Source organism: Ohtaekwangia kribbensis, assembly GCF_042676245.1.
Classification (GTDB): domain Bacteria; phylum Bacteroidota; class Bacteroidia; order Cytophagales; family Cyclobacteriaceae; genus Ohtaekwangia; species Ohtaekwangia kribbensis.
Genome location: NZ_JBHTKA010000001.1, coordinates 541,883 through 564,122, shown reverse-complemented (window position 1 = coordinate 564,122; position 22,240 = coordinate 541,883). Strand labels below are relative to the sequence as shown.

Below are 22,240 nucleotides of genomic sequence, written 5' to 3'. Positions count from 1 at the left end.
TTAATCCAGCGGGTGTTCCTGCTGACTTCCGATCTCGATCAGCTTTTGGTATTCCTTGTTGCTGAGATCGCGCTGGAAAAAATTAATCGGGTTTACGTGCTCGCCTTTGAACAACACTTCATAGTGCAGGTGCGAAGCAACCGAGTTACCAGTGTTGCCTACATAGCCGATCACCTGTCCGCGTTTTACAGTTTCACCTTCTTTTACAGCAAACGCTGAAAGATGCGCGTAACGTGTTTCGAAACTATAGTGGTGATTGATATATACTACATTTCCGTAAGAACCGGAGAAGTATGCTTTATCTACTTTACCATCGCCAGTCGCATATACCGGGGTTCCTTTTGGTGCAGCAAAGTCAAGTCCTTTGTGCGACATATACTTATGGAAGATCGGATGGAAACGCGATCCGTAGGTGAGGTGTAATTTTGAAAGTTCCTTGTTGCTGATCGGTTGAATGGCCGGCCGCGATGCCCATGCTTCCAGTTTCTCTTCGATCATCGCCTTGAGTTTATCGTACGATTGTACTTCAACATCAAGCTGACGTTTCAATTGCAATACCGAATTATAGTTGTCAAGTACCAATGGAAATTCAGCAAAAGCCTCGGTGTCTAACTTAACACTACCACCGACACCGGCCTGGCGCTCGCTGGGTTGCAGCGGATCAGTATCCAGAATTACTCTGTAATTATGATCATCTTTCTCAATGAGTGTGCGCAATTCTGCATTGGCCTTGCGCGTACGCTCCTGCAATAATTCCCACTCAACTTTCAGGGTATGATTTCTTTGCTTCAGGATAATCTCATCGATCGATCCTACATATTGTGTATAAACACTATAGGCACCGAGTGCGAGTACAAGCGATATACTGAAGAGTACAAGCGTGCGAATGCGAAGCGACTTACCTTTCAAACGCCATGGTTCATAGCGCAGCGTTTCAGGATTATATTGATACTTGATGCGTGCCATTTAATCGAGCGACTGGTTTTGGGTTTTACTGCGTTCGAGTAACTGATGATATTGTTTGCTGGTGATCCCCTCCATAAAGTATGTTACAGGGTCAACATGCTCGCCCTTGTCCATAACTTCATAGTGAAGGTGAGGCGCAACGGAACCACCACTGCTTCCTACGGTGCCGATCACCATACCTTTGGTTATTCTTTGTCCGGGCTTTACTTTAATTTCTTCAAGGTGTGCATAGCGTGTAGACATACCGTGGCCGTGATCAATCACGATGGAGTTGCCATAACCCGCCTGCAGATCGTTGAGATTTATACTGTTAACAGTACCGGGTGCAGTTGCCAGCACTTCGGTGCCGCGTGCAGCAACAAAGTCAACTCCCTCATGCAGATACATACCTTTATGAAAAGGATTTACGCGCTTGCCGAATCCGGATACAAGCTTTTCGGCTTCCAGATTGGCAATAGGTAAAATGGCCGGAAGTGACGCCAGAATGGTTACATCCTCTTTATTAATATGCAGATGTTGACGCGTGCTTTCTTTGCCATGAATTGCTTTTTTCGACAGTTCATCGGAGCGATCTTTCAAAACATCCAGCATGGATTCGAAGCTTGAAGCATCGGCCAGTAAAACTTTTTCTTTGGTAAGTGATGCCTGCGCAGCCGAAGAAGCGGGCGGTTCGGCATTAAAAAGCTTGGTATACAGATCTTTTTCTTCAGCCTGAAGCTTTTGAAGTGTTTCCTCGATCTTGCTCAGGTTTTCTTCCAGCACAGGTTTGTGCTCTTTCAGAAGTTTGTTCTCTGCGCGAAGGGTTTGCTCAAACTCCGTTGTAATGAAGCGGTTATGAAGAAAAACGATACCTATAAATAAGAGTCCGGCAGTAAAAAGTACACCACACGCAGTCACCGCTGCATCACGCCACGTAATGCGCGCACGCTCGTATTGACAGGTTTTAGGGTTGTAGATGTACTTGATGTCCTTCATTAAGTCAGGTCAGGTTCAATTCTTAAAAGATGTTTCAAGCCAGAAAAAAATATCTATTACCTGCTTAATCTCTGTCATCCGCTCTTAATTTTGTGGCTTGCCTGTTATTTTTTGCGGGCTAATATAGTAAAAACCCTTTCCCTGCCAAACCCGGTTACGATTAAACGGAGTTGGACCACAGGTAAGGAAAAGCGCACTTTAAACATTTTATGTAATGGATTCCGGTTCGATCAGACGAAAATTTCTAGAGTTCTTTGAGAAAAAAGGCCACACCATCGTGCCTTCAGCTCCCCTGGTACTGAAGAACGATCCCACACTGCTGTTCACCAACTCAGGTATGGTGCAGTTTAAGGATTTCTTTTTAGGAAACGCCACACCCAAGTCAAGCCGGATAGCCGATACACAAAAGTGTTTACGCGTGAGTGGTAAACATAACGACCTGGAAGAAGTAGGTATCGATACCTATCACCATACCATGTTCGAGATGTTGGGTAACTGGTCGTTTGGAGATTACTTCAAGAAAGAAGCACTTGCATGGGCGTGGGAGTTACTTACCGAAGAGTATAAATTACCGAAAGACAGACTCTATGTGAGTGTGTTCGGTGGCGATAAAGATGATAACCTGCCGTTCGACCAGGAAGCATTCGATATATGGAAGAGCTTTGTAAGCGAAGACCGTATTATACTCGGTAACAAGAAAGATAACTTCTGGGAGATGGCCGACCTCGGTCCATGCGGTCCTTGTTCAGAGATACACGTTGACCTTCGTTCCGAAGAAGAACGTAAAAAGATACCGGGTAAAGATTTAGTGAACAACGATCACCCGCAGGTTATTGAGATCTGGAACAACGTGTTCATGGAATTTGAGCGCTATTGGAATCCGGAAAAAGGTGGAGCCGGTGAACTGGTGAAGTTTGACCTTGAATATAAAGGTGACGATAAAAAAGTAGCGCGTGAGAGATTGCGTTCCAAGCTTACCTTACTGAAGCCACTTCCGAACAAGAATGTGGATACCGGTATGGGCTTCGAGCGTCTTTGCATGGCGATACAGAACAAGACTTCGAATTATGATACCGATGTATTTACGCCATTGCTGGATTTCATCAGCCAGACGTCCGGTATAAAATATAAAGCTGACGAGAAGACAGATATAGCAATGCGTGTTATTGCCGACCACGTGCGTGCAGTAGCCTTTGCAATAGCTGATGGACAGTTGCCATCGAATACCGGTGCAGGGTACGTTATCAGACGTATACTTCGCAGAGCGGTTCGCTATGGATTTACCTTCCTCAATTTTAAAGAGCCATTCATTTATAAACTTGTTCCTGTACTCGCGAACCAGTTGAGAGATGTATTTACAGAACTCAAAGCGCAGGAGGACTATGTTGGTAAAGTAATTTTCGAAGAAGAGGCATCGTTCCTGCGTACACTTGAAAAAGGATTGAAGCGCATGGAAGGTTTGCAAGCTATAACAGGCGAGCAAGCTTTCGAACTATATGATACGTACGGCTTCCCACTGGATCTCACATCACTCATAGCACGCGAACGAGGCTTCTCGGTAGATGAAGAAGGTTTCCGTGTAGAGATGGAGAAACAGAAGTCGCGATCCAAAGCAGCGGCTGCCAAAGAAACCGGCGACTGGGTTATTATCGGGGACGATGTTAAGTCTGAATTTATAGGATACGATCACCTGGAGGCTGAAGTAAAGATCACCAAGTATCGTAAACTGAAACAGAAGAATAAAGAGCTATACCAACTTGTATTTGATCGCACACCATTCTATGCAGAGAGCGGTGGACAGGTAGGTGATACCGGATATATAGCGAGCGCGAACGAGAAAGTATATATTACCGATACAAAGAAAGAAAATGAGTTGATCGTTCACTCAGCTGATCAGCTTCCTGAAAATTTATCAACGGCATTTACTGCGGTGGTCGATAAACACAAGCGTCAGTTGAGCATGGATAACCACTCGGCCACGCACTTGCTGCACGCAGCATTACGCACCGTGCTCGGTAAACATGTAGAGCAGAAAGGTTCATTGGTAAATGATAAGATTCTTCGTTTCGACTTTTCGCACTTTGCTGCCATGACACCGGAAGAAATTCAGAAGGTGGAGGATATGGTAAATGCGAAGATTCGCGAAGATATACACCTCGATGAAAAACGAAATGTGCCGATCGATCAGGCGAAAGCGTTAGGAGCGATGGCGTTGTTCGGTGAAAAATATGGCGACTTTGTCCGCGTGATTACATTCGATCCGAAATATTCCGTTGAACTTTGTGGTGGTACACACGTAAAGTCGACCGGAAATATAGGTTTGTTCAAGATTGTATCCGAGAGTTCAGTGGCTGCGGGTGTTCGCAGGATTGAAGCGATTACCGCGGAGAACGCAGAGCAGTTCGTGCGTACAGAGATAGCGTTGCTCGATGAAGTTCGTGCTCTGCTTAAAAATCCCAAAGACCTGTTGGCCTCGCTGAAGAATCTTTCCGAAGAGAAACACGCGCTGGAGAAAAAGATAGAAGCCTTCAACCAGGAGAAAGCAAACCTGATCAAAGATGAACTTGCACGCAAAGCAGTGAAGTCAAACGGGTATAGTCTTGTGCTTGAAAAAGTATCCGTACCCAATGCAGATGCACTCAAGAATATAGCGTACGCATTGCGCAATCAGTTTGATGATCTGTTACTGATTCTCGCAGCCGATGTAGATGGCAAACCGCAGGTAACGGTAATGATCGGAGAGAAGCTTGCGCAGACCAATAAATACCATGCCGGTAACCTGGTAAAAGAACTGGCGAAGGAAATAGACGGTGGAGGAGGTGGTCAACCTTTCTTTGCTACCGCTGGTGGCAAGAACCTGAATGGATTGGATGCTGTTATAGAAAAAGCACGTAAATTGATTCAGTAAAGATTGCCATCCGGGTGAAGCCGGCTGTAAAGAGTAAGTATAAATTTTGAGTAAGCGTTACGCTTAACTATATGAGTAAATCGAATCGCGATAAGTATACACTGGTAGTAGGGTTGGAGGTGCACGCGCAGCTTCTTACAAAAAGTAAGATATATAATACAGACTCCACTGCGTATGGAAGCGCTCCCAACACCAACGTGAGTGTTATTACCCTCGCGCATCCGGGTACACTGCCGAAGCTGAACAAGAAGGTAGTGGAGTACGCTATTAAAATGGGATTGGCGTGTCACTCGGAAATATCACGCTTTCAGATATTCGATCGTAAAAATTACTTCTATCCTGATCTTCCGAAAGGATACCAGCTTACGCAAGACAGAACTCCGATCTGCAAGGGCGGGTATGTAACCATTACTACAAAAGAAGGCGAGCGTAACGTTCGCCTCAACCGCATACACATTGAAGAAGATGCCGGTAAATCTATACACCTGCCAACGGAAGCAGACACGCTTGTTGACTTTAATCGTTCTGGTGTACCGCTCATCGAGATTGTAACCGAACCGGATATACGCACATCCGATGAAGCGTATGCTATTCTCACCGAGATACGCAAGCTGGTACGTTACCTCGAGATATGCGATGGCAACATGGAAGAAGGTTCACTTCGCTGCGATGCCAATATCTCGGTGATGTTGAAAGATGCTAAAGAATATGGCAAGAAAGTAGAGGTTAAAAACATGAACTCAATCCGGAATGTGCAGCGTGCTATCGAACACGAGTTCGATCGTCAGATTGCATTACTGGAGCAAGGTATCCCCATCATCTCAGAAACGCGTACATTCGATGCCGATGATGGCAAAACGTATGGCATGCGTACAAAAGAAGAGCTGAATGACTATCGTTATTTTCCTGATCCGGATCTGAGTCCGATGGAAGTATCCGAGCAATGGCTCAACGATATTCAAGCATCCATGCCGGCACTGCCACGTGAGTTGTACGAAAAATATATAACGGTATATCAATTACCCGCATACGATGCACAGGTACTTACCGACTCCAAAGATATAGCGCTATATTTCGAAGCAGTATGTAAACTTACCAGTAATCTGAAGGCGGCATCCAACTGGGTAATGGGCCCGGTAAAATCACACCTGAATGATCTCTCGCTTTCGGCTGACGAATTTCCGCTTACACCGAACATCATTGCCGAAATCATCGGTCTTATCGATCAGGGTAAAATAAGCTATACCATTGCTTCGCAGCGAGTGTTCCCCGAGTTATTAAAGAATCCGGGTAAAACTGCCCTGGAGGTGGCACAACAATTGAATGTTATACAAGACAGCAATAAAGATTCAATTCTACCTATTGTGGAAGAAGTGATCAAAGAGTTTCCGCTGAAAGTGGAAGAATATAAGAACGGAAAGAAAGGCATCATCAGCATGTTTATGGGCGAGGTGATGAAACGCAGTAAAGGGAAAGCCGACCCGAAAGTGGCAACTCAATTATTAACCAAGAAACTGGAAGAAGTATGATAGAGCAAACAAAAAATGCAATGCAGAACGCTGCAGGCTTTCGTATCGGTAGTAAGATCAGGGCTTTCAGCTTTATGCTATTAGCGTTAGGCTTCTCGTGTTCTTCTACCAGCCGCGAGGAGGCCAATGACCAGGCTACTGAAAATGCAAGTGTCAATACATGGACTGTAACCGTAAGTGGTAAAGTAGGACATCCGCAGCAGGGAGGACAAATTATTATACAAGAGATCAAGAACGGTTCATTCGGCTGGCAGGACACTGTGAAGCTGAAGAGTAACTATACATATTCCAAGGCTATAAAATTATCAGAGCCGGGATACTATAAAATAAATTTCTTCAACCGCCAGGTGGTTGATTTTATACTGTTCAAGAGTAATGTACAGATCAACGTAGATGGTAATGACCCGCGTGGCTTTGTAGAAGTACTCGGTTCACCGGAAATAGAAGTGATCAAGAAAGCACAGACGATCATGCAGGAAGCGGAGCGCTCTCCGGTGATTGTGAAATTGAATGAAGACTTTGGTAAAGCTGCGCAGGCACGGGATGAAAAGAAGATTGCTGAATTGCAGGCAGCCTATCAGACTGAAATCAAAAAGACACACGATAAACTTGCTGAGTTTCTGAAGAGTCAGCCGGCATCACTGGGCACCATTAACCTGTTACAGGGAAATATACTCGATCGCGATCAGTACTTCGATACCTATTTAGCGGTGTCTGAAAAACTGAAAAAGGAATGGCCTGACTATGCAGTATCGAAAGAATTTGTTTCGTCTGTTGATCGCATGAAGTCGCTCGCGATTGGTCAGCCCGCACCCGAAATATCACTGCCCGATACAACGGGTAAGGTAGTAAAGCTTTCGTCTATGAAAGGTAAATATGTACTGCTTGATTTCTGGGCGAAGTGGTGCGGACCATGCCGTCAGGAAAACCCGAATGTAGTACGTGCTTACCATAAGTATAAAGATAAAGGCTTCACCGTATTTGGTGTGTCACTCGATCGCTCCAAGCAAGACTGGATGAACGCTATCCAACAGGATGGTCTGGTATGGACACATGTGTCTGATCTCAAATACTGGCAATCAGAAGCAGCCAAGACTTATAACATTACCGGTATACCTTTCTCGCTGTTACTCGATCCCAACGGTGTGATCATCGCCAAGAATTTGCGCGGTGCTGCATTGGATAATAAGCTGAACGAGATCTTCAGTAAGAAAACCAACTAGGTATATATGCGCAGCTATATACTGGCAGCCGGAGTTGTGTCATTACTTTTTGCTTCGTGCGGAAAGAAAGACGCACAGCAGGAAGAAAAGCATGAGCCGATACCATTCGAGCTGAAGAACTACAAGTTATATTCTGATAATTGCGCAGGTGACACAGCTAAATGTGCTTCGTATGAAGTAAGCTATCCGGTATTTGCCGGTATAGATTCCGCGGTCAGCAAAGCAATCCGGTATAAAATTGATTCCGTTTTATCCATCGGGTTTTCAGAAGGTATGGTTCAATCCTTCGAGCAGAACGGCAGACTCTTTATTGACCAATACAAGGAGTTTACAGGAGAAGACCCTGAAGCTGCCGGTGCTGCGTGGTACTACTCAGCCAATGTTAACGTAGAGAATAATGCTGATTCATTAATCTCACTATCCATCTATACCGAAGATTACTCCGGTGGAGCACACCCCAATGCAGCCACTATATTTCTGAATATACAGGCACAAACCGGTGCCCGTGTTCAATTGAACAATGTGCTGAAGCCCGGGTATAAAGATGCATTAACAAAGATAGGAGAGCGAATCTTCCGCGAGCAACGACAACTGGCTGATACAGCCTCCTTCAAAAGTAACGCGTTCGATTTCCCGGACGATAAATTTCAGTTGAATAACAACTACGGCTTCACCAAAGAAGGTATACTCTTCTACTATAACAGCTACGAAGTAGCCCCATACGCAGCCGGCCCCACAGAAGTATTGATACCCTATACCGAAATAAAAGACTGGCTACAATAAACCAGTCTTTTATTTTATTTATACTTCTTACTTCTTACTTCTTACTTCTTACTTCTTACTTCTTACTTTATTCCCCCAAAGCAAAATTCACCGGCAACACAAATTGCTGACGTATAGCTTTACCTTTCTGTTTCCCCGGATTCCAGTTCGGCATAGCTTTTACAACCGCTAAGGCAGCATTGTCCAATTGCGTATCGATACCTCTCTTGATTGTAGGATCAGATATAGAGCCATCTTCATTAACAATGAACTGAACAAAGACTTTTCCCTGTATACCTTTTGTACGGGCTTCTTCCGGGTATACCAGGTTCTCACTGATAAATTTGCCAAGACCGTCCATGCCGCCATTAAACATTGCTGATTCTTCCACGATCGTAAACACTTCTCCTGTTCTTGACGACATAGCAACCTGATTGGTAGCCTCGTTGTACTCGATGATGATGAAAGAACGCACATTGCCTTGTTTGTCGGTAATGTTTTTCATTACGTTCATGGTACTAATCTGGGAGCCGTCAATATCCTGGGTTTTCTTTTGAAGATCGGTTAAGCCATTTTCATCTTTCCGGTCAGGCTCAATCACAATAAACTTTTTATCCGGTGCGGCAGCCTTCATTTCATTTAGTTTGTTGGCTACTTCTTCCGGAAGATCAAATGTCATTGTAGCGTTTTGGGCAATAGCACTGGCCTCTTCGCTGAGCTGATCCTGACAGGCCACAACAAAGAAAAATGCAGGAAGTATAGCCGCCACGGCAGCGATCTTCCAGCGTTTTATTTTGGATTTGATAGTTCGCATCATTTCAATTCGTTTTACAGTTAATGAATTACTAAAGTGATTGGCGAGTGTAAAGTCGGCCGACAGTAAAGCAACCTTCGCCAGCAGGCTGCAGTAGTCATTCATATCCCGGTTAGTAACAGCGCGCGCATCTGCTTCAAACTCGTGGAGCTGAACGAATATCTTTTTATATACTTTCATGCAAGGGTTAAACCAGAAGAATATACTCAGCAGGTTAACCACTAAAATATCGATGGAATGAAGTTGTTCGACATGAACACGTTCGTGATCGATGATCTGTTGTTTCTCGTCCGCAGAGAGCTGCTGTACCTGACCTATAAATATGAAGCGGAAGAACGAGAATGCAGACCTGTTTTCTTTCGATTCGATGATGATATACTTTTCATAACGGTACGATGCAGCCGTATAAATCATCCGTAACAACCGAACGAGCTGAATGACGAACAACGCCAGAAACAGAATCACGCCAATGTCATATAGTATATAAGCATAAAGCCACACATCAAAGGTACTCGTTGTGTTTTGTACTGCGGCCGTACCGTTGGCGCCAATGGTTACTTCCGGAAGCCAGCTGGGCGGAACAAAATCCTTGAGTGATGGCACAACATTGCCCGAACTGCTGAAGTGAAACAACGGCAGTATAACCGAAGCTGCAAGAGCTGTAAGCAAGTAACCTCGTTTTAGTTTAAAGTCAGTTTCGTGCTTTAACAGAACGATATATAGCACCAGGAAGAAACATAGTCCGATGTTGGCTTCCAACAGATAATTAAGATATACGTTCATGGCGTTCAGTTTTGTTCTTTATTTATTTAATATACCGGTAGTGCGTGGCGCAAGCGCCATACACGATTACTGCTTTTGATTCTTTATTTCATTCAGCAATTTCTCCAGGTCGTTCGCATCCATTTTATTCTCTTTGGCAAAGAAGGAGACAAGATTTTGAAACGACCCGTTGAAGTAACCTTTAATCATGTTGTTGAGATAAAACTTGGTATACTTCTCTTTGGTAATAGCAGGGAAGTACTCGTGTGTTTTACCATACGCTTTATGATTGACGAATCCTTTTGTCTCGAGTATGCGCACGATCGTTGACACGGTATTATAAGCAGGCTTCGGATTGGGCATCTCCTCAACAATGTCCTTTACAAAAGCTTTTTCTAGTTTCCACAAAATTTGCATGACCTGATCCTCGGCCTTGGTCAGTTCCTTTAAATCTTTCATTGACTATTTGTTTAGGTATAAAACTAAATAATTAGTTATTAAGAAGCAAATTTTTTTTCATCTGTGCTGATGACAATTGTATCGGCACAGATGAAAATTAAATGTAGATTTTGCGCTGGCTTATTGTGGGGGAGCAATGCATATAATCTATACGCTATAACAAAGAGATTTCGAGACAGACTCTTTGGTATAAGTACATCTATAAGGTCAGCTTGAATACTATAAAGCTGATACGAGCGCGTTCTTTTTCAGGATTTCAGATTGAATGGAATTCCATAAGTTAATTCTTGCCAGGAGCGAGTCTTTAACCGACTCTGTTGCTTCCTTCCATTTACCTTCGTCCATTCCACAAAGGTGTATTGTCATTTCCTGTGCGAGGTGCGAATGATGATCTCCGTCTACTTCAATATGACGTTCTAGATAATACTGGAAGATTGAGATGCGATCTTTTGTCTGCTTGTTGATTTCTTTAACAAGCGATATAAACATTCCGGGAATCAGATCTTCCCTTCCAAATGTAAAAACGGCTGCCTGTAAATGAGATTTGCCTGAATTGATGGTATCAAATGTATTCTGAATGAAATCCAATGCAGGCTGCGGTATGGTGCTATCCTGCAAGGCCACAGGAAGCGATAATCCTTTTTGCAGTTTATCAGTTAAACTTGTTATGATTGACGTATTGCAGCCCGCCTGCTTCATCGCCTGAAGGTATAGTTCGAAATGGCTGACCCGGTTTCCCTCCTGATCAACATCGCTTTCCTCTCCCGTTACAATTTCGTTAATGAGATACCGCGTGGCGGCATTGCCTGTGGGTACCCATGGAATGTCAATACAGGTTAACTGGCGTTGCAATGATTTTAACAACGACATGAAATCCCATACGGCAAATACGTGGTGCTCCATAAACACATTCAGGTCATGAAGTGTTTTTATCTGGCTATAGATGCGATGATTAATTAATTGTTGACGTAAAGGCTCAATCTCCTCTTGCAATCTTCTCAGGTTATTGTTCATACTGTTTCGTAGTACTATATGTGACGACCGGGGGCCAAAATTAAGTGTTACTTGTGAAATCCCGATCAAAAAAATGTTACTGGTTTCCGGAAGCCGTTTTCAGCCTGATGGCAGGTAATCAGTTCAGCTTGTTTTTTAGTAACAGGATCGAAGTCTTGTCGCGCATCCATTGTTCCAACAGGGTGCGCGGAACATCGGAATCAAAGTCGAGGGCGCCCAGGAGTATATCTATATCTTTATCCTGATCGATATCGGATGTTTCCATGGTGAGCCAGCGTCCCGTGGTTGCAAGGGGAGTAGTTTGCGCTGTAAAGCCATTGCCCGTATTCTCAAAGTAAAAGAACCCGTTTTCAGGATGATGTTTAAAGTCGGGAAAGAACGATATGGCCGCTATATCTACATCACCATCGTTATCATAATCCGCAGCGCGAACCTGCGAGGCTCCGTACATATCGTGAAACCACGATTGGGTAAAGTGGTTGGTACCATCATTCATATATATACGAATGCCGTGATAGGGTTTGAAGGTAATGGAGTAATCAGCGTTGTCGCCATTGCTATAGAGTATATCCAGTTTACCATCGTTGTTGAAATCGATCAGCTCAAAATAGCTGCTGCCATATACCGGTGGAAATTGCACCAGTGTGTTTAATCTGAAGTTGAAACTTCCCTGGTTCAGCAGCATTACAATCTTCTCATCGCCTTGTGTCATCAGTGCTGCGATATCCGGTAAACCGTTGTTGTCGAAGTCACGCACAATGGTATTGCGCGCGCCCGGCATGCCGAGGAGCACGTGTTTCTTATAGGTATCTTTTCCCACGTTCTCATATACCTGAAGAGCACCGGTATAGTTACCAAAGGCACAGACTATATAATCCGGCAAACCATCGTTGTTCAGGTCAGCCTTTTGAATATGTACCGGACGTTGCAACGATTCAAGAACAGGTTTTTGGGGTTGATGAAGATTTACCAGCTTGCCGTGCGCCTGATCATTCGGATCCATTATACCCATCAGCAGGAGCAGGGCATCGTCCTTTTCAACATGCATGTGCGAAGGCGGACTTTCCAGCTGAAGTGAGTCCTGCAGGATAAAGGCGTTCGTAAAAGTATATAGTTTGCCGTAGCGATTGCCGATATATATCTTCTGGTGTAATGTGTCAGCCTTGATCAGCGTAACCAGCGGTATACCTTGTACTGGTAATTTTAGTGGCGTGATCTCAAACTGCGTAATAGGTTTTGTAACGGGAGGAGGGAGTAGTGTGAGGGAGTCGGGAGCCATCCGCTGGTAATATTTCCGGATGAGTTCGAACTCTTCTTCCGAGAGCATGGGTTGTGGGGGCAGCGTCTGCACAACAATTTCGCGATCGGCATCAGACATTTGCATCAGCATCTGCATGTTGCTGAAGCCCATGCGAAATGCCATCTGCGGAAGCACCTTATCCGTCCATGTTTTTTTGTCGAGTAGGGCAGGGTCCGGAAACGTGTGGCAACTGCCGCAGTATTGTTTGGCAAGCCGTTCTTCTTTTTCAGGTTGAGATTCGCAGCCGGCAAAATATAGTATACCGATACAGGCTATAATGATTACGAGAACAGAGCGCTGCATTTCGGATATATACTTATAGCGAGTTGGTAAAACAATAGGCAATGATGTTAGCCCCCATGCGCAATGCCTGCAGGCGTTTTTCTTCCGGGTCGTTGTGTATGCGCTGATCTTCCCAGCCGTTGCCTAAGTCACATTCAAATGTATAGTATACTACGAGTCGCCCCTGGTATATAAGTCCTAAACCCTGCGAGGGTTTACCATCGTGTTCGTGTATTTTGGGTAAGCCTTTCGGGAAATCGAACTTCTGGTGGTATATCGGGTGGTCGTGGGGTAAATCTACCAGTTCAAGCTCCGGAAATACTTTCTTCAGCTCAATGCGTATAAATTTATCAAGACCGTAGTTATCATCAATGTGCAGAAAACCACCACCTGTCAGGTACTTTCGTAAATTACTTGCATCAGCATCGGTAAATACTACATTGCCGTGGCCGGTCATATATACATAGGGATATAGAAATATATCGCGACTTCCGGTCTCCACTACATCTTCTTCTGCGGCAATAGTCATGTTCAGTTCGCGGTTGCAGAACTCAATCAGGTTGGGCAACGCGGTTTTATTGGCATACCAGTCGCCACCGCCCTGGTATTTCAGTTTGGCGATCTTTACCGGTATCTGTCCAATCGCTACACCCGCCACACATAAAAGGAACAGAAGTATTATAAATCTTACTCGCATAGTTATCCGGCCCGTTTACCAGCCCTTTAGATGTCAAAAATAATTTTTTTTAGGTGTTAAACCTTCACACCCGTACAGAATCTAAGCCTAAACATTCACTTGAAATTCACTATTAAAATGAAAATTGCAAACCACCTTACCCGATTTTCCTCCAGCGGCCTGATGGCAGCAGTTCTGCTCATGGCTTCATGCCAGGACGATGAAAAGAGACTCACCGTACAGGATACGCAGGATATCTCTGAAGAAGCACTCACTGATTCATACTACCAGGATATGGATGATATGGGAAGTGTTGCCATCGGAACACCCAGCGATACCGAGCTGAGTGGCGGACGAAAAGCTTCTACCATTGTTATTGATGACGATCGCTTTGACTGCAATGGCGTAGTGGTAACGATCGATCCGGATGAGACCTCTACAGTGGATATACCGAAAGGTACAATTACCGTTGATTTCGGAACACTCGGCTGTGCCGATGCAAAAGGAAATGTGCGCAAAGGAAAAATTATATTCGCATACTATAAGAGACGTTTTCAGCCTGGTTCCACCGTTGTTGCAACGACTGAGAATTACTATATAAATGGTATCAAGCTGGAAGGTGTTCGTACATCTACCAACATCACCGGCAGCACCGAAGAGGCTCCTAAATTTAACGTGGTGCTTACGGATGGCAAGGCTACCTTTACCGATGGCACTGTTGCCACACGTGAGTCGGACATAACGTGGTCGTGGGAGCGCGGTGCAAGCGCGAGTCTTGATAAACTCGTGATCGACAAAGTAAGTACAGCCTCCGGTACAACGCGTGGCGGAAGAACGTATGAAGTTTCGCTCACCGAAGACCTGGTTTACAACCGTGGTTGTTTCTTTGCTGTAGACGGTGTGAAGCGCTATATCATTGACGGAAGCAAAGAGATTGTGATTGATTATGGTGTTGGTGATTGCAAAACCATTTCGGTAACGGTAAACGGAATTACCCGCAGCCTTACCGTTAACTAAACACAGTCAGAAGGTTATATAAAAGCGACTGCCCGGTTAGCGGGGCAGTCGCTTTTTGTTTTTGTACGATATTCGAACGGTGCACATTATTATCGTTTTAATTATTATTTTGGACGCACCTAGACCGAATCTATGAGTGAAGAACTGCTCAAGGCGATTATACAACTTTTTGCCATCGTTGCTCGCGAGCGTATTACAGAAGATGAGCGTACGAAGATCAAGGAGTTCCTCAGTGTGCACCTGAACCGCGAGGCTACTAATTACTATCTTAAACTTTTTGATGAGTTCTGCCAGACGCATGAGATCAACACCCGGCAGGAACTGAGTTCGCTGGATGAAGATACACAGCAATTTGTAGACGACTGGGCGCGCATCATGCAGATTGTAAAGCAGGTGAACCAGGCGCTCACCATGCAGCAGAAGATGGTGCTCATCATCAAGATCATTGAGCTGCTGTTTGTCGACAACGATATATCCGATCGCCAGGGCAATCTTATCTTTTATATAGGGCAGGCACTCAAGATACCACAGCATGATGTGCACGCACTGCAGAATTTTGTTACCGGTCAGGACATCGATGAACTGTCATCCAAAGATGTACTCGTTATTGATGAAGGTTCCGGTGAGTATGAAGGACCGCGCATCATTGAAAAAGATCTCACAGGCCTCATTGCTATATTACGACTGTCGGATAGCGAAACGTATTTTATAAAGTATCTCGGCATCACTACGGTATACCTCAACAGCATTTTGTTGAAAAGCCGGAAGATCGATGTATTCCCTACGGGAAGTACCATTCGTGGGGACAAGGTAGGACCGATTTACTATAGTGATGTTATTGGCAAGTTCCTAACAAAAGAGCACCAGACCTCGCTGACGTTTACAGCCGATCACCTCTTTTATCATTTCAAAACCGGGCGGGCGGGTATCCAGAACGTTAATATAGCGGAGATGGGAGGTAAACTTATCGGGTTGATGGGCGCCAGTGGTTCGGGTAAATCTACATTGCTCAACGTACTGAACGGAACCGAGAAACCTTCGAGTGGCCGCGTACTCATCAACGGTATAAATATTCATGAGAATCCGAATAAAGTAAGCGGTATAATCGGGTATGTGCCGCAGGATGATCTGCTGATCGAAGAGCTGAGTGTATTCGATAACTTGTATTATGCGGCCAAGCTTTGCTTCGGGCAATACGAAGAGAAGCAGATCATTGAACTTGTGATGCGAACGCTGATGAACCTCGGTCTTACCGAGATCCGTCATTTGAAGGTAGGCACTCCGTTGAATAAAACGATCAGCGGTGGCCAGCGCAAGCGTCTGAATATAGCACTTGAACTCTTACGCGAACCCGCGATCCTGTTTGTGGATGAACCTACTTCCGGTCTGTCATCACGCGATTCGGAAAATATCATGGACTTGCTCAAGGAACTTGCCTTGCGCGGTAAAATGGTATTCGTAGTAATTCACCAGCCGTCATCGGATATCTTCAAGATGTTTGATACGCTCATCATCCTGGATGTAGGCGGATTTCAGATATACTATGGCAACCCGATTGAAGCGGTTATATACTTTCGCGACATCATGCACGCTGCCAATAAAACGCAGGGGGCGTGTCCGGAGTGCGGTAATATAAACCCGGAACAGATCTTCAGTATCATTGAGACCAAGATTGTAAATGAGTACGGGCGCTTAACCAATACGCGTAAAGTATCACCGGGGCAATGGTACCAGTTCTTCAAGCAACGCATCAAGATACCGCGTGTTACCCACGTGCAGGAAAAACTTCCGGTGGCCCAGGAGATCCCCAACTGGTTCAACCAGTTTAAAGTATTTATTACCCGCGATGTGCTGGCTAAACTGGCGAACCGCCAGTACCTGCTGATCAATATACTGGAGGCCCCGCTGCTGGCCTTCTTCATTGCATTTATGGTAAAGTACTATAATGTATTGGAGGGGGATCCGAAATATACTTTCTTCAATAACAATAACATACCGGTATACTTTTTCATGAGTGTAGTGGTAGCGTTGTTTTTCGGACTGACCATGAGTGCCGAAGAAATTTTTCGCGACCGGAAGATTCTGAAGCGCGAACAGTTTCTGCATTTGAGTCGCAGCAGTTACCTCGTATCCAAAGTGGGCGTCATGTTTGGTATATCTGCTTTTCAGACATTGTTGTTTACGCTGATTGGTAATGCGATACTGGAGATTCCCCTCACCGAGATCCGCTACTGGCTTATACTCTTCAGTTGTTCGTGCTTTGCCAATATGCTCGGACTTAATATCTCGGCTTCGTTCAATTCTGCTGTTACCATTTATATACTTATACCGGTATTGCTTATACCGCAGCTTTTGTTGAGCGGTGTGGTGATCAGCTTTGATAAATTCAATCCAAGCGTTGGTAAACCTATCGGTATACCCATAGCCGGAGAGGTGATGGCATCGCGCTGGGCCTTTGAAGCCTATATGGTGACGCAGTTTAAAGACAACCCGTTTGAACGACAGTTCTATAACTTTGACGAAATAGCAGCCGAAGCTGATTACAAACGCGTATACTATATACCGGCCCTTGAATCAAAACTCGCGTATTGCCTGAACAACCGCAGCCAGTGGCGTAACCGTAACAACGAAGAGATGAATAATGCGTTTGCGTTGCTGCAAAATGAAATCCGACACGAACTTGCATGGACCGGTGCCAGTAAATTACCGGAGGTGGAGAAACTCGCTATCGGTAAATTTGACTCCACTGTATTTGCAAAAACAATGGCGTACCTGTCTACTCTGAAGCGCTACTACCGCATGCAGGCCGATGATGCTGCCCGCAGGAAGGAGCGACTCATTGCTACCCTCACGACTACACCGGAACGAGCGCGTGAATTCGAGGCTATGCGACTCGCATACGTTAATAAAGCGGTAAGCGATGCTGTGAAAAATATAGCGACCTCCGAACGCATTGTCGAGTACGATGGCCGGTTGGTTCAGAAGATATACCCGATCTACGAAGACGATCATCAGCCTGCACACTGGTTTGACTTCTCTGCAAACCTGCATCAGCCGTCCAAGTATTTTCTAGGGCGTACGTTTGATACATTGTATTTTAACCTGGCGGTGATCTGGAGCATGACCATCGTGCTGTTCATTACCTTGTACTACGATGTGCTGAAACGCTTTATACGCGTGCTTGAAAATCAGCGCAAATACAGGCGGAAGGAGCGATCGTAAACAAGAGTTTTATATTTTTGCCGGGCCGGTCGCGCATCTTGTAAGTATATACTTTGTGAGATATAAAGTATATGTTACAGCATATAAATATCGAGGCGAACCGGTATAGATCTGAAACTATAAAACAGACATACATGAAAATGAGAATCTTATTGTTTTCAACCTTGCTGGCGGCCGGAGTGTTGGGTGCATGTTCAGGCAAGAAAGATGGTCATGACGAGCACGGCCATGATCATGAACACGAGCATGCCGCTGTCTCAAAAGATGAATGGAAAGAAATGGATGATTTCCACTTACTGATGGCTGACGCATTCCATCCCTATAAGGACAACAAGGATCTGGAGCCCGCCAAAGCCAAGGCAGCAGAATTGGCAGCCGCCGCTGAGAAGTGGGCCAATGCACCGCTGCCGGAGAAAGTAAATAATGAAGAAGTAAAGTCGAAGCTCCAGCAGTTAAAGACGGCTACGGCATCGTTCGTTGAGACCGTGAAGAGCGGTGATGATACGAAGATTGCAGATGAACTCACCAGCCTTCATGATCAGTTCCACGAGATACAGGAAGTTCTATATGTTGGTGGTCATGACGAACATCATCATTAACCGATAGTGACATCACGACAAAGCCGGTCTTGTAAAAAGGACCGGCTTTTTTTATAACAGTCGCTTAATAAGTACCATGCCTGTCCGGTAATTTTAAATTTGTCTGTATAATTTGTGTAACGCTGTTATCCTTTTTGCGACATATTGCGTAATCTAACCCGTATGCCAGAGAAAAGCAGTGTTTTTGATATGATCGGTCCTGTTATGATAGGTCCCTCGAGCTCTCATACAGCGGGTGTTGTGAGGATTGCGCGTGCTGCCTACAAGTTGCTGGGCGGCAGACCGGATGAAGCCGAGATTACATTCTATAATTCTTTTGCCCGCACCTACGAAGGACACGGAAGCGACCGGGCTATAATAGCCGGGTTGCTCGACTTCAAGACTGACGACAAGCGAATAAAGGAGGCGTTGGATATAGCGCGTGCCGAAGGACTTCAGTACAAGTTCAAGTCAGTAGGCAATGCGTCAACGCTGCATCCCAATACTATTCGGCTGAATCTGAAACGTGGTAATGATATCCTGGAAGTAGTAGGCGAGAGTCGGGGCGGAGGGTTGATCAACATCAGTGAAGTAAATGGTTTCAAGGCCGACTTCGGTGCCAACCTGCATACCATTATAGTTACCGCTGAAGATGTAAAGGGAAGTATAGCATTCATTGCCGATGTAGTGGCACACGATGATTGTAATATAGCCACCATGTCGGTATCGCGAAAAGGAAAAAATGATGTGGCATGTCTCGTAATCGAAATGGATTCAGGTATAAAGCCTGTAACATTATCGTACCTGCAGAGTCTTAGCTGGGTTAAACAAGTGATTTACATACCGGATATAGATCGTTGATTCATGAAAAGAGTAATTACAGGAATTTTTATTTTACTAACCGTATCGGTCATCAGCCATGCGCAGATTGATACGTTAAAACAACAGGAGCAGACACCACCTGCTGTAGAAAAATGGTCGCTTCAGAAGTGTATAGATTATGCACTGACTAATAACCTTACTGTACAAAGGAGTACATATGATGTAGCCACCAGTGAAGTAGGATTACGACAAGCGAGGTTTTCAAGATTGCCTAACGTCAGTGCGAATGCGTGGTATGGTTATAACTGGGGACGGAGCCCGGACCCAACCAGTAACGCCTTTATTATAGATCGATATCGCTCTTCGAATCTTTCTGCCAATGCATCGCTTCCAATATTCAATGGTTTCAATATTCATAATACAGTAAGGCAAAATCAAACAGCCGTTAGTGCATCAGAACAGGATTTAGCAAAGGCAAAGAACGATCTGATATTAAATGTAGCAAGTCTCTTCATCAATGTTGTTTTTAACAAAGAGCTTGTTGACAATGCCAGGTTTCAACTTGCATCCAGTCAACAGCAATTGGAAAGAACTCGCAAGCAGGTAGCTGCAGGTGCCCTCCCTAAATCTGAAGAACTCAATTTGGATGCGCAGGCAGCAGGTAATGAAGTAACACTGGTACAACAAGAGAATGCTTTGGCACTCTCTATCCTGCAGTTAAAGCAAGCTCTCCAGATTCCTGCTTCTCAAGGATTAGACGTTGAAGTACCTTCTCTAAATCCTGAAGATCTTATTGTAGATCAATCGCGTGATGAGATATACGAGATCGCGAGACAAGTAATGCCTGAAATAAAAAGCGCAGAGTTGAGAATTCAAAGTAGTTATCATGCGGTGATGGCGTCTCGCGGAAATTTATATCCTCGTCTTAGTTTAACAGCGGGTATAAACTCTACGTATGCCAGCAGAAATGAAGCTGTACTTTATGAGGACGGAACCTTCAGAAACTCGTCTAATCCTATAGCCTTTGTAAATGGAGACTTTGCACAGCCGGTATATACCAAAATTCCGAATGGAGTATATAGAAATACATATGGTTATTTCGATCAGGTGAAGGATAATATATATCGCTCTCTCGGTATTCAATTGGTCATCCCTATATTTAATAACTACACAGCACGCGCTTCTGTACAGCGTAGCGTCATTCAGAATGAGCAAGCAAAGATTACGGCACAACTCACAGCGCAAACGTTACGTCAAAATGTAGAGACTGCGTATAATGATGCCGTTGCAGCGTCTAAAACTTATAACTCGTCTTTGAGACAAGTAAATGCCCGCGAGGAAGCTTTCCGTATGATGGAGCAACGTTATGGAGCAGGCTCTGCCAACTCATTTGAGTTTCAGGTATCACAGAATGATTTGTTCCGCGCCAAGACAGACCTGACGCGTGCTAAATACGATTTCATTTTCAAGAAGAAAGTTCTCGACTTTTATCAAGGTAAACCTCTGGAGTATTAATATCACCGCAATGGCAAAACAAAAACGAAAATCAAACAAACTGATTTATTGGCTTATAGGAATTATAGCCTTTCTGGCCCTCTTCCTGATCGTTGGAAAATCAGCCGGCTGGATTGGCAAGCCCAAAGAAATGGAAGTTGAACTGGCAAAAGCCAAGCGTGTAACCATTGTTGAAAAGGTGAGCGCATCCGGTACTGTACAACCCGTTACCGAAGTAAAAATAGCGCCTGAAGTATCAGGCGAGATCATCGATCTGCTCATTGAAGAAGGTGATTCCGTAAAGAAAGGTGAACGACTGGTAAAGATTCGTCCGGATACATGGGAGAGTCAGCTGGAGCGTGCACAGGCCGGACTGAGTCAGCAACGTGCAAACCTCGAGCAGTCTAATGCAAGTTTATCACGATCACGCGCACAGTTCATTCGTGCAGAAGCAGAGTATAAACGCCAGGAGAAACTCTGGAAAGAGAAAGTTATATCCGAAGCTGACTGGCAACTCGCTCAACAGAATTATGAAGTAGCGAAGAATGATGTTACTTCTGCCGAGCAATCGGTGGAAGCTGCACGCTACGTAATTCGCAGTACAGAAGCATCGCTTCGTGAAGCACAGGAGAACTTCCGCAAGACAACGGTAGATGCTCCGATGACCGGTATAGTATCAAAACTCATTGTAAAGAAAGGTGAACGCGTAGTGGGAACAGCAACGATGGCCGGTACTGAAATGCTTCGTATAGCGGATCTTAACACGATGGAAGTACGCGTGGATGTAAATGAAAATGATATAGTACGTGTACATCTGGGCGATACCGCGATCATTGATGTAGATGCTTACTCAACACAGGGTAAAGAATTCAAAGGCATTGTTACACTCATCGCCAATACAGCAAAAGATAAAACATCAGCCGATGCAATCACTGAATTTGAAGTGCGTATTCTGATCCTGAGTTCTTCGTACCAGGACCTGGTGGCTGCGGGAAAAAAATATCCCTTCTTACCGGGCATGACGGCAAGTGTTGATATACTTACCAATCGCAAGAGCAATGTACTTTCGGTACCGCTGTCGGCTGTGACCACACGTAACCCGGAAGAGAACAAAGCTCCGGCTGAAGGTCAGGATGGTCCGAAGCAAACCAGCAACAATCAGAACAACCAGAATAAACCGGCCGCAAAACCTGAGAACAAAACCGTGGTATTTGTAAACAGCAAAGGCATAGCGAAGATGGTTGAAGTAAAAACCGGCATCAGCGACTTCGATAATATTGAAGTTTTATCCGGAATAAATGATAGCACCGAAATTATAGCAGGTCCGTTTTTGGCTGTATCCAAACGTTTGAAAGACGGTGATATGGTACGTGCAGCTGAAAAGAAGGAGCCAGAGAAGAAAGAAAAGTAACAAAACAGAAATAGCAAACCACAAAA

At 44.7% G+C, this 22,240-nt stretch carries 17 protein-coding genes; 10 read left to right on the top strand and 7 right to left on the bottom strand.

The window, feature by feature from the left end:
* Positions 1-966: a M23 family metallopeptidase gene (locus ACFQ21_RS02340; RefSeq protein WP_377574276.1), complete on the bottom strand. Its 966-nt coding sequence runs from the start codon at positions 964-966 to the stop codon at positions 1-3.
* Complete coding sequence (locus ACFQ21_RS02335) at positions 967-1,941, bottom strand: M23 family metallopeptidase (RefSeq protein ID WP_377574273.1); 975 nt, start codon at positions 1,939-1,941, stop codon at positions 967-969.
* Positions 1,942-2,155: 214 nt separating this feature from the next.
* Here ACFQ21_RS02335 and alaS point away from each other — a divergent pair, with 214 nt between their 5' ends.
* From alaS to ACFQ21_RS02315, 4 genes are all read left to right on the top strand, one after another.
* On the top strand, positions 2,156-4,849 hold the full coding sequence (gene alaS, locus ACFQ21_RS02330; RefSeq protein WP_377574270.1) for an alanine--tRNA ligase: 2,694 nt from the start codon (positions 2,156-2,158) through the stop codon (positions 4,847-4,849).
* Positions 4,850-4,920: 71 nt separating this feature from the next.
* Entirely contained in the window at positions 4,921-6,378 is a 1,458-nt protein-coding gene (gene gatB, locus ACFQ21_RS02325; RefSeq protein WP_377574267.1) for an Asp-tRNA(Asn)/Glu-tRNA(Gln) amidotransferase subunit GatB, read from the top strand.
* Positions 6,375-7,601 (top strand): peroxiredoxin family protein, encoded by a 1,227-nt coding sequence (locus tag ACFQ21_RS02320; protein ID WP_377574265.1) that lies wholly within the window; start codon positions 6,375-6,377, stop codon positions 7,599-7,601. Before gatB ends, ACFQ21_RS02320 begins: the two co-directional genes overlap by 4 nt.
* Positions 7,602-7,607: 6 nt before the next feature.
* The gene (locus tag ACFQ21_RS02315; RefSeq protein WP_377574261.1) at positions 7,608-8,384 is read left to right on the top strand and encodes a DUF3298 and DUF4163 domain-containing protein; all 777 of its coding nucleotides are present in this window, start codon (positions 7,608-7,610) and stop codon (positions 8,382-8,384) included.
* Positions 8,385-8,451: 67 nt separating this feature from the next.
* Here the strand turns inward: ACFQ21_RS02315 and ACFQ21_RS02310 are convergent, their stop codons facing one another.
* The 5 genes from ACFQ21_RS02310 to ACFQ21_RS02290 all read right to left on the bottom strand — a co-directional run bounded on the left by ACFQ21_RS02310 (position 8,452) and on the right by ACFQ21_RS02290 (position 13,691).
* Positions 8,452-9,960, bottom strand: a complete 1,509-nt coding sequence (locus ACFQ21_RS02310; RefSeq protein WP_377574259.1) for a TonB family protein — start codon at positions 9,958-9,960, stop codon at positions 8,452-8,454.
* 66 nt (positions 9,961-10,026) lie between these two features.
* Positions 10,027-10,398 carry a BlaI/MecI/CopY family transcriptional regulator gene (locus ACFQ21_RS02305; protein ID WP_377574256.1) on the bottom strand — a complete coding sequence of 124 codons (372 nt, stop codon included), beginning with the start codon at positions 10,396-10,398 and terminating at the stop codon, positions 10,027-10,029.
* A gap of 219 nt (positions 10,399-10,617) precedes the next feature.
* Entirely contained in the window at positions 10,618-11,412 is a 795-nt protein-coding gene (locus ACFQ21_RS02300) for a DUF3050 domain-containing protein (protein WP_377574253.1), read from the bottom strand.
* Between the two features lie 118 nt (positions 11,413-11,530).
* On the bottom strand, positions 11,531-13,015 hold the full coding sequence (locus ACFQ21_RS02295) for an FG-GAP repeat domain-containing protein (RefSeq protein ID WP_377574251.1): 1,485 nt from the start codon (positions 13,013-13,015) through the stop codon (positions 11,531-11,533).
* 13 nt (positions 13,016-13,028) lie between these two features.
* Positions 13,029-13,691, bottom strand: coding sequence for a DUF4159 domain-containing protein (locus ACFQ21_RS02290; RefSeq protein WP_377574248.1), 663 nt, complete (start codon positions 13,689-13,691; stop codon positions 13,029-13,031).
* 117 nt (positions 13,692-13,808) lie between these two features.
* Here ACFQ21_RS02290 and ACFQ21_RS02285 point away from each other — a divergent pair, with 117 nt between their 5' ends.
* The 6 genes from ACFQ21_RS02285 to ACFQ21_RS02260 all read left to right on the top strand — a co-directional run bounded on the left by ACFQ21_RS02285 (position 13,809) and on the right by ACFQ21_RS02260 (position 22,214).
* Complete coding sequence (locus ACFQ21_RS02285; RefSeq protein WP_377574245.1) at positions 13,809-14,687, top strand: hypothetical protein; 879 nt, start codon at positions 13,809-13,811, stop codon at positions 14,685-14,687.
* A 132-nt stretch (positions 14,688-14,819) separates the two neighbouring features.
* Positions 14,820-17,909, top strand: a complete 3,090-nt coding sequence (locus ACFQ21_RS02280; RefSeq protein ID WP_377574242.1) for an ATP-binding cassette domain-containing protein — start codon at positions 14,820-14,822, stop codon at positions 17,907-17,909.
* Between the two features lie 134 nt (positions 17,910-18,043).
* Complete coding sequence (locus tag ACFQ21_RS02275; RefSeq protein ID WP_377574240.1) at positions 18,044-18,508, top strand: hypothetical protein; 465 nt, start codon at positions 18,044-18,046, stop codon at positions 18,506-18,508.
* A 162-nt stretch (positions 18,509-18,670) separates the two neighbouring features.
* Entirely contained in the window at positions 18,671-19,348 is a 678-nt protein-coding gene (sdaAB, locus tag ACFQ21_RS02270; RefSeq protein WP_377574237.1) for an L-serine ammonia-lyase, iron-sulfur-dependent subunit beta, read from the top strand.
* Between the two features lie 3 nt (positions 19,349-19,351).
* Complete coding sequence (locus tag ACFQ21_RS02265) at positions 19,352-20,824, top strand: TolC family protein (RefSeq protein WP_377574235.1); 1,473 nt, start codon at positions 19,352-19,354, stop codon at positions 20,822-20,824.
* 10 nt (positions 20,825-20,834) lie between these two features.
* Complete coding sequence (locus ACFQ21_RS02260; RefSeq protein WP_377574233.1) at positions 20,835-22,214, top strand: efflux RND transporter periplasmic adaptor subunit; 1,380 nt, start codon at positions 20,835-20,837, stop codon at positions 22,212-22,214.
* Positions 22,215-22,240 lie beyond the last annotated feature (26 nt).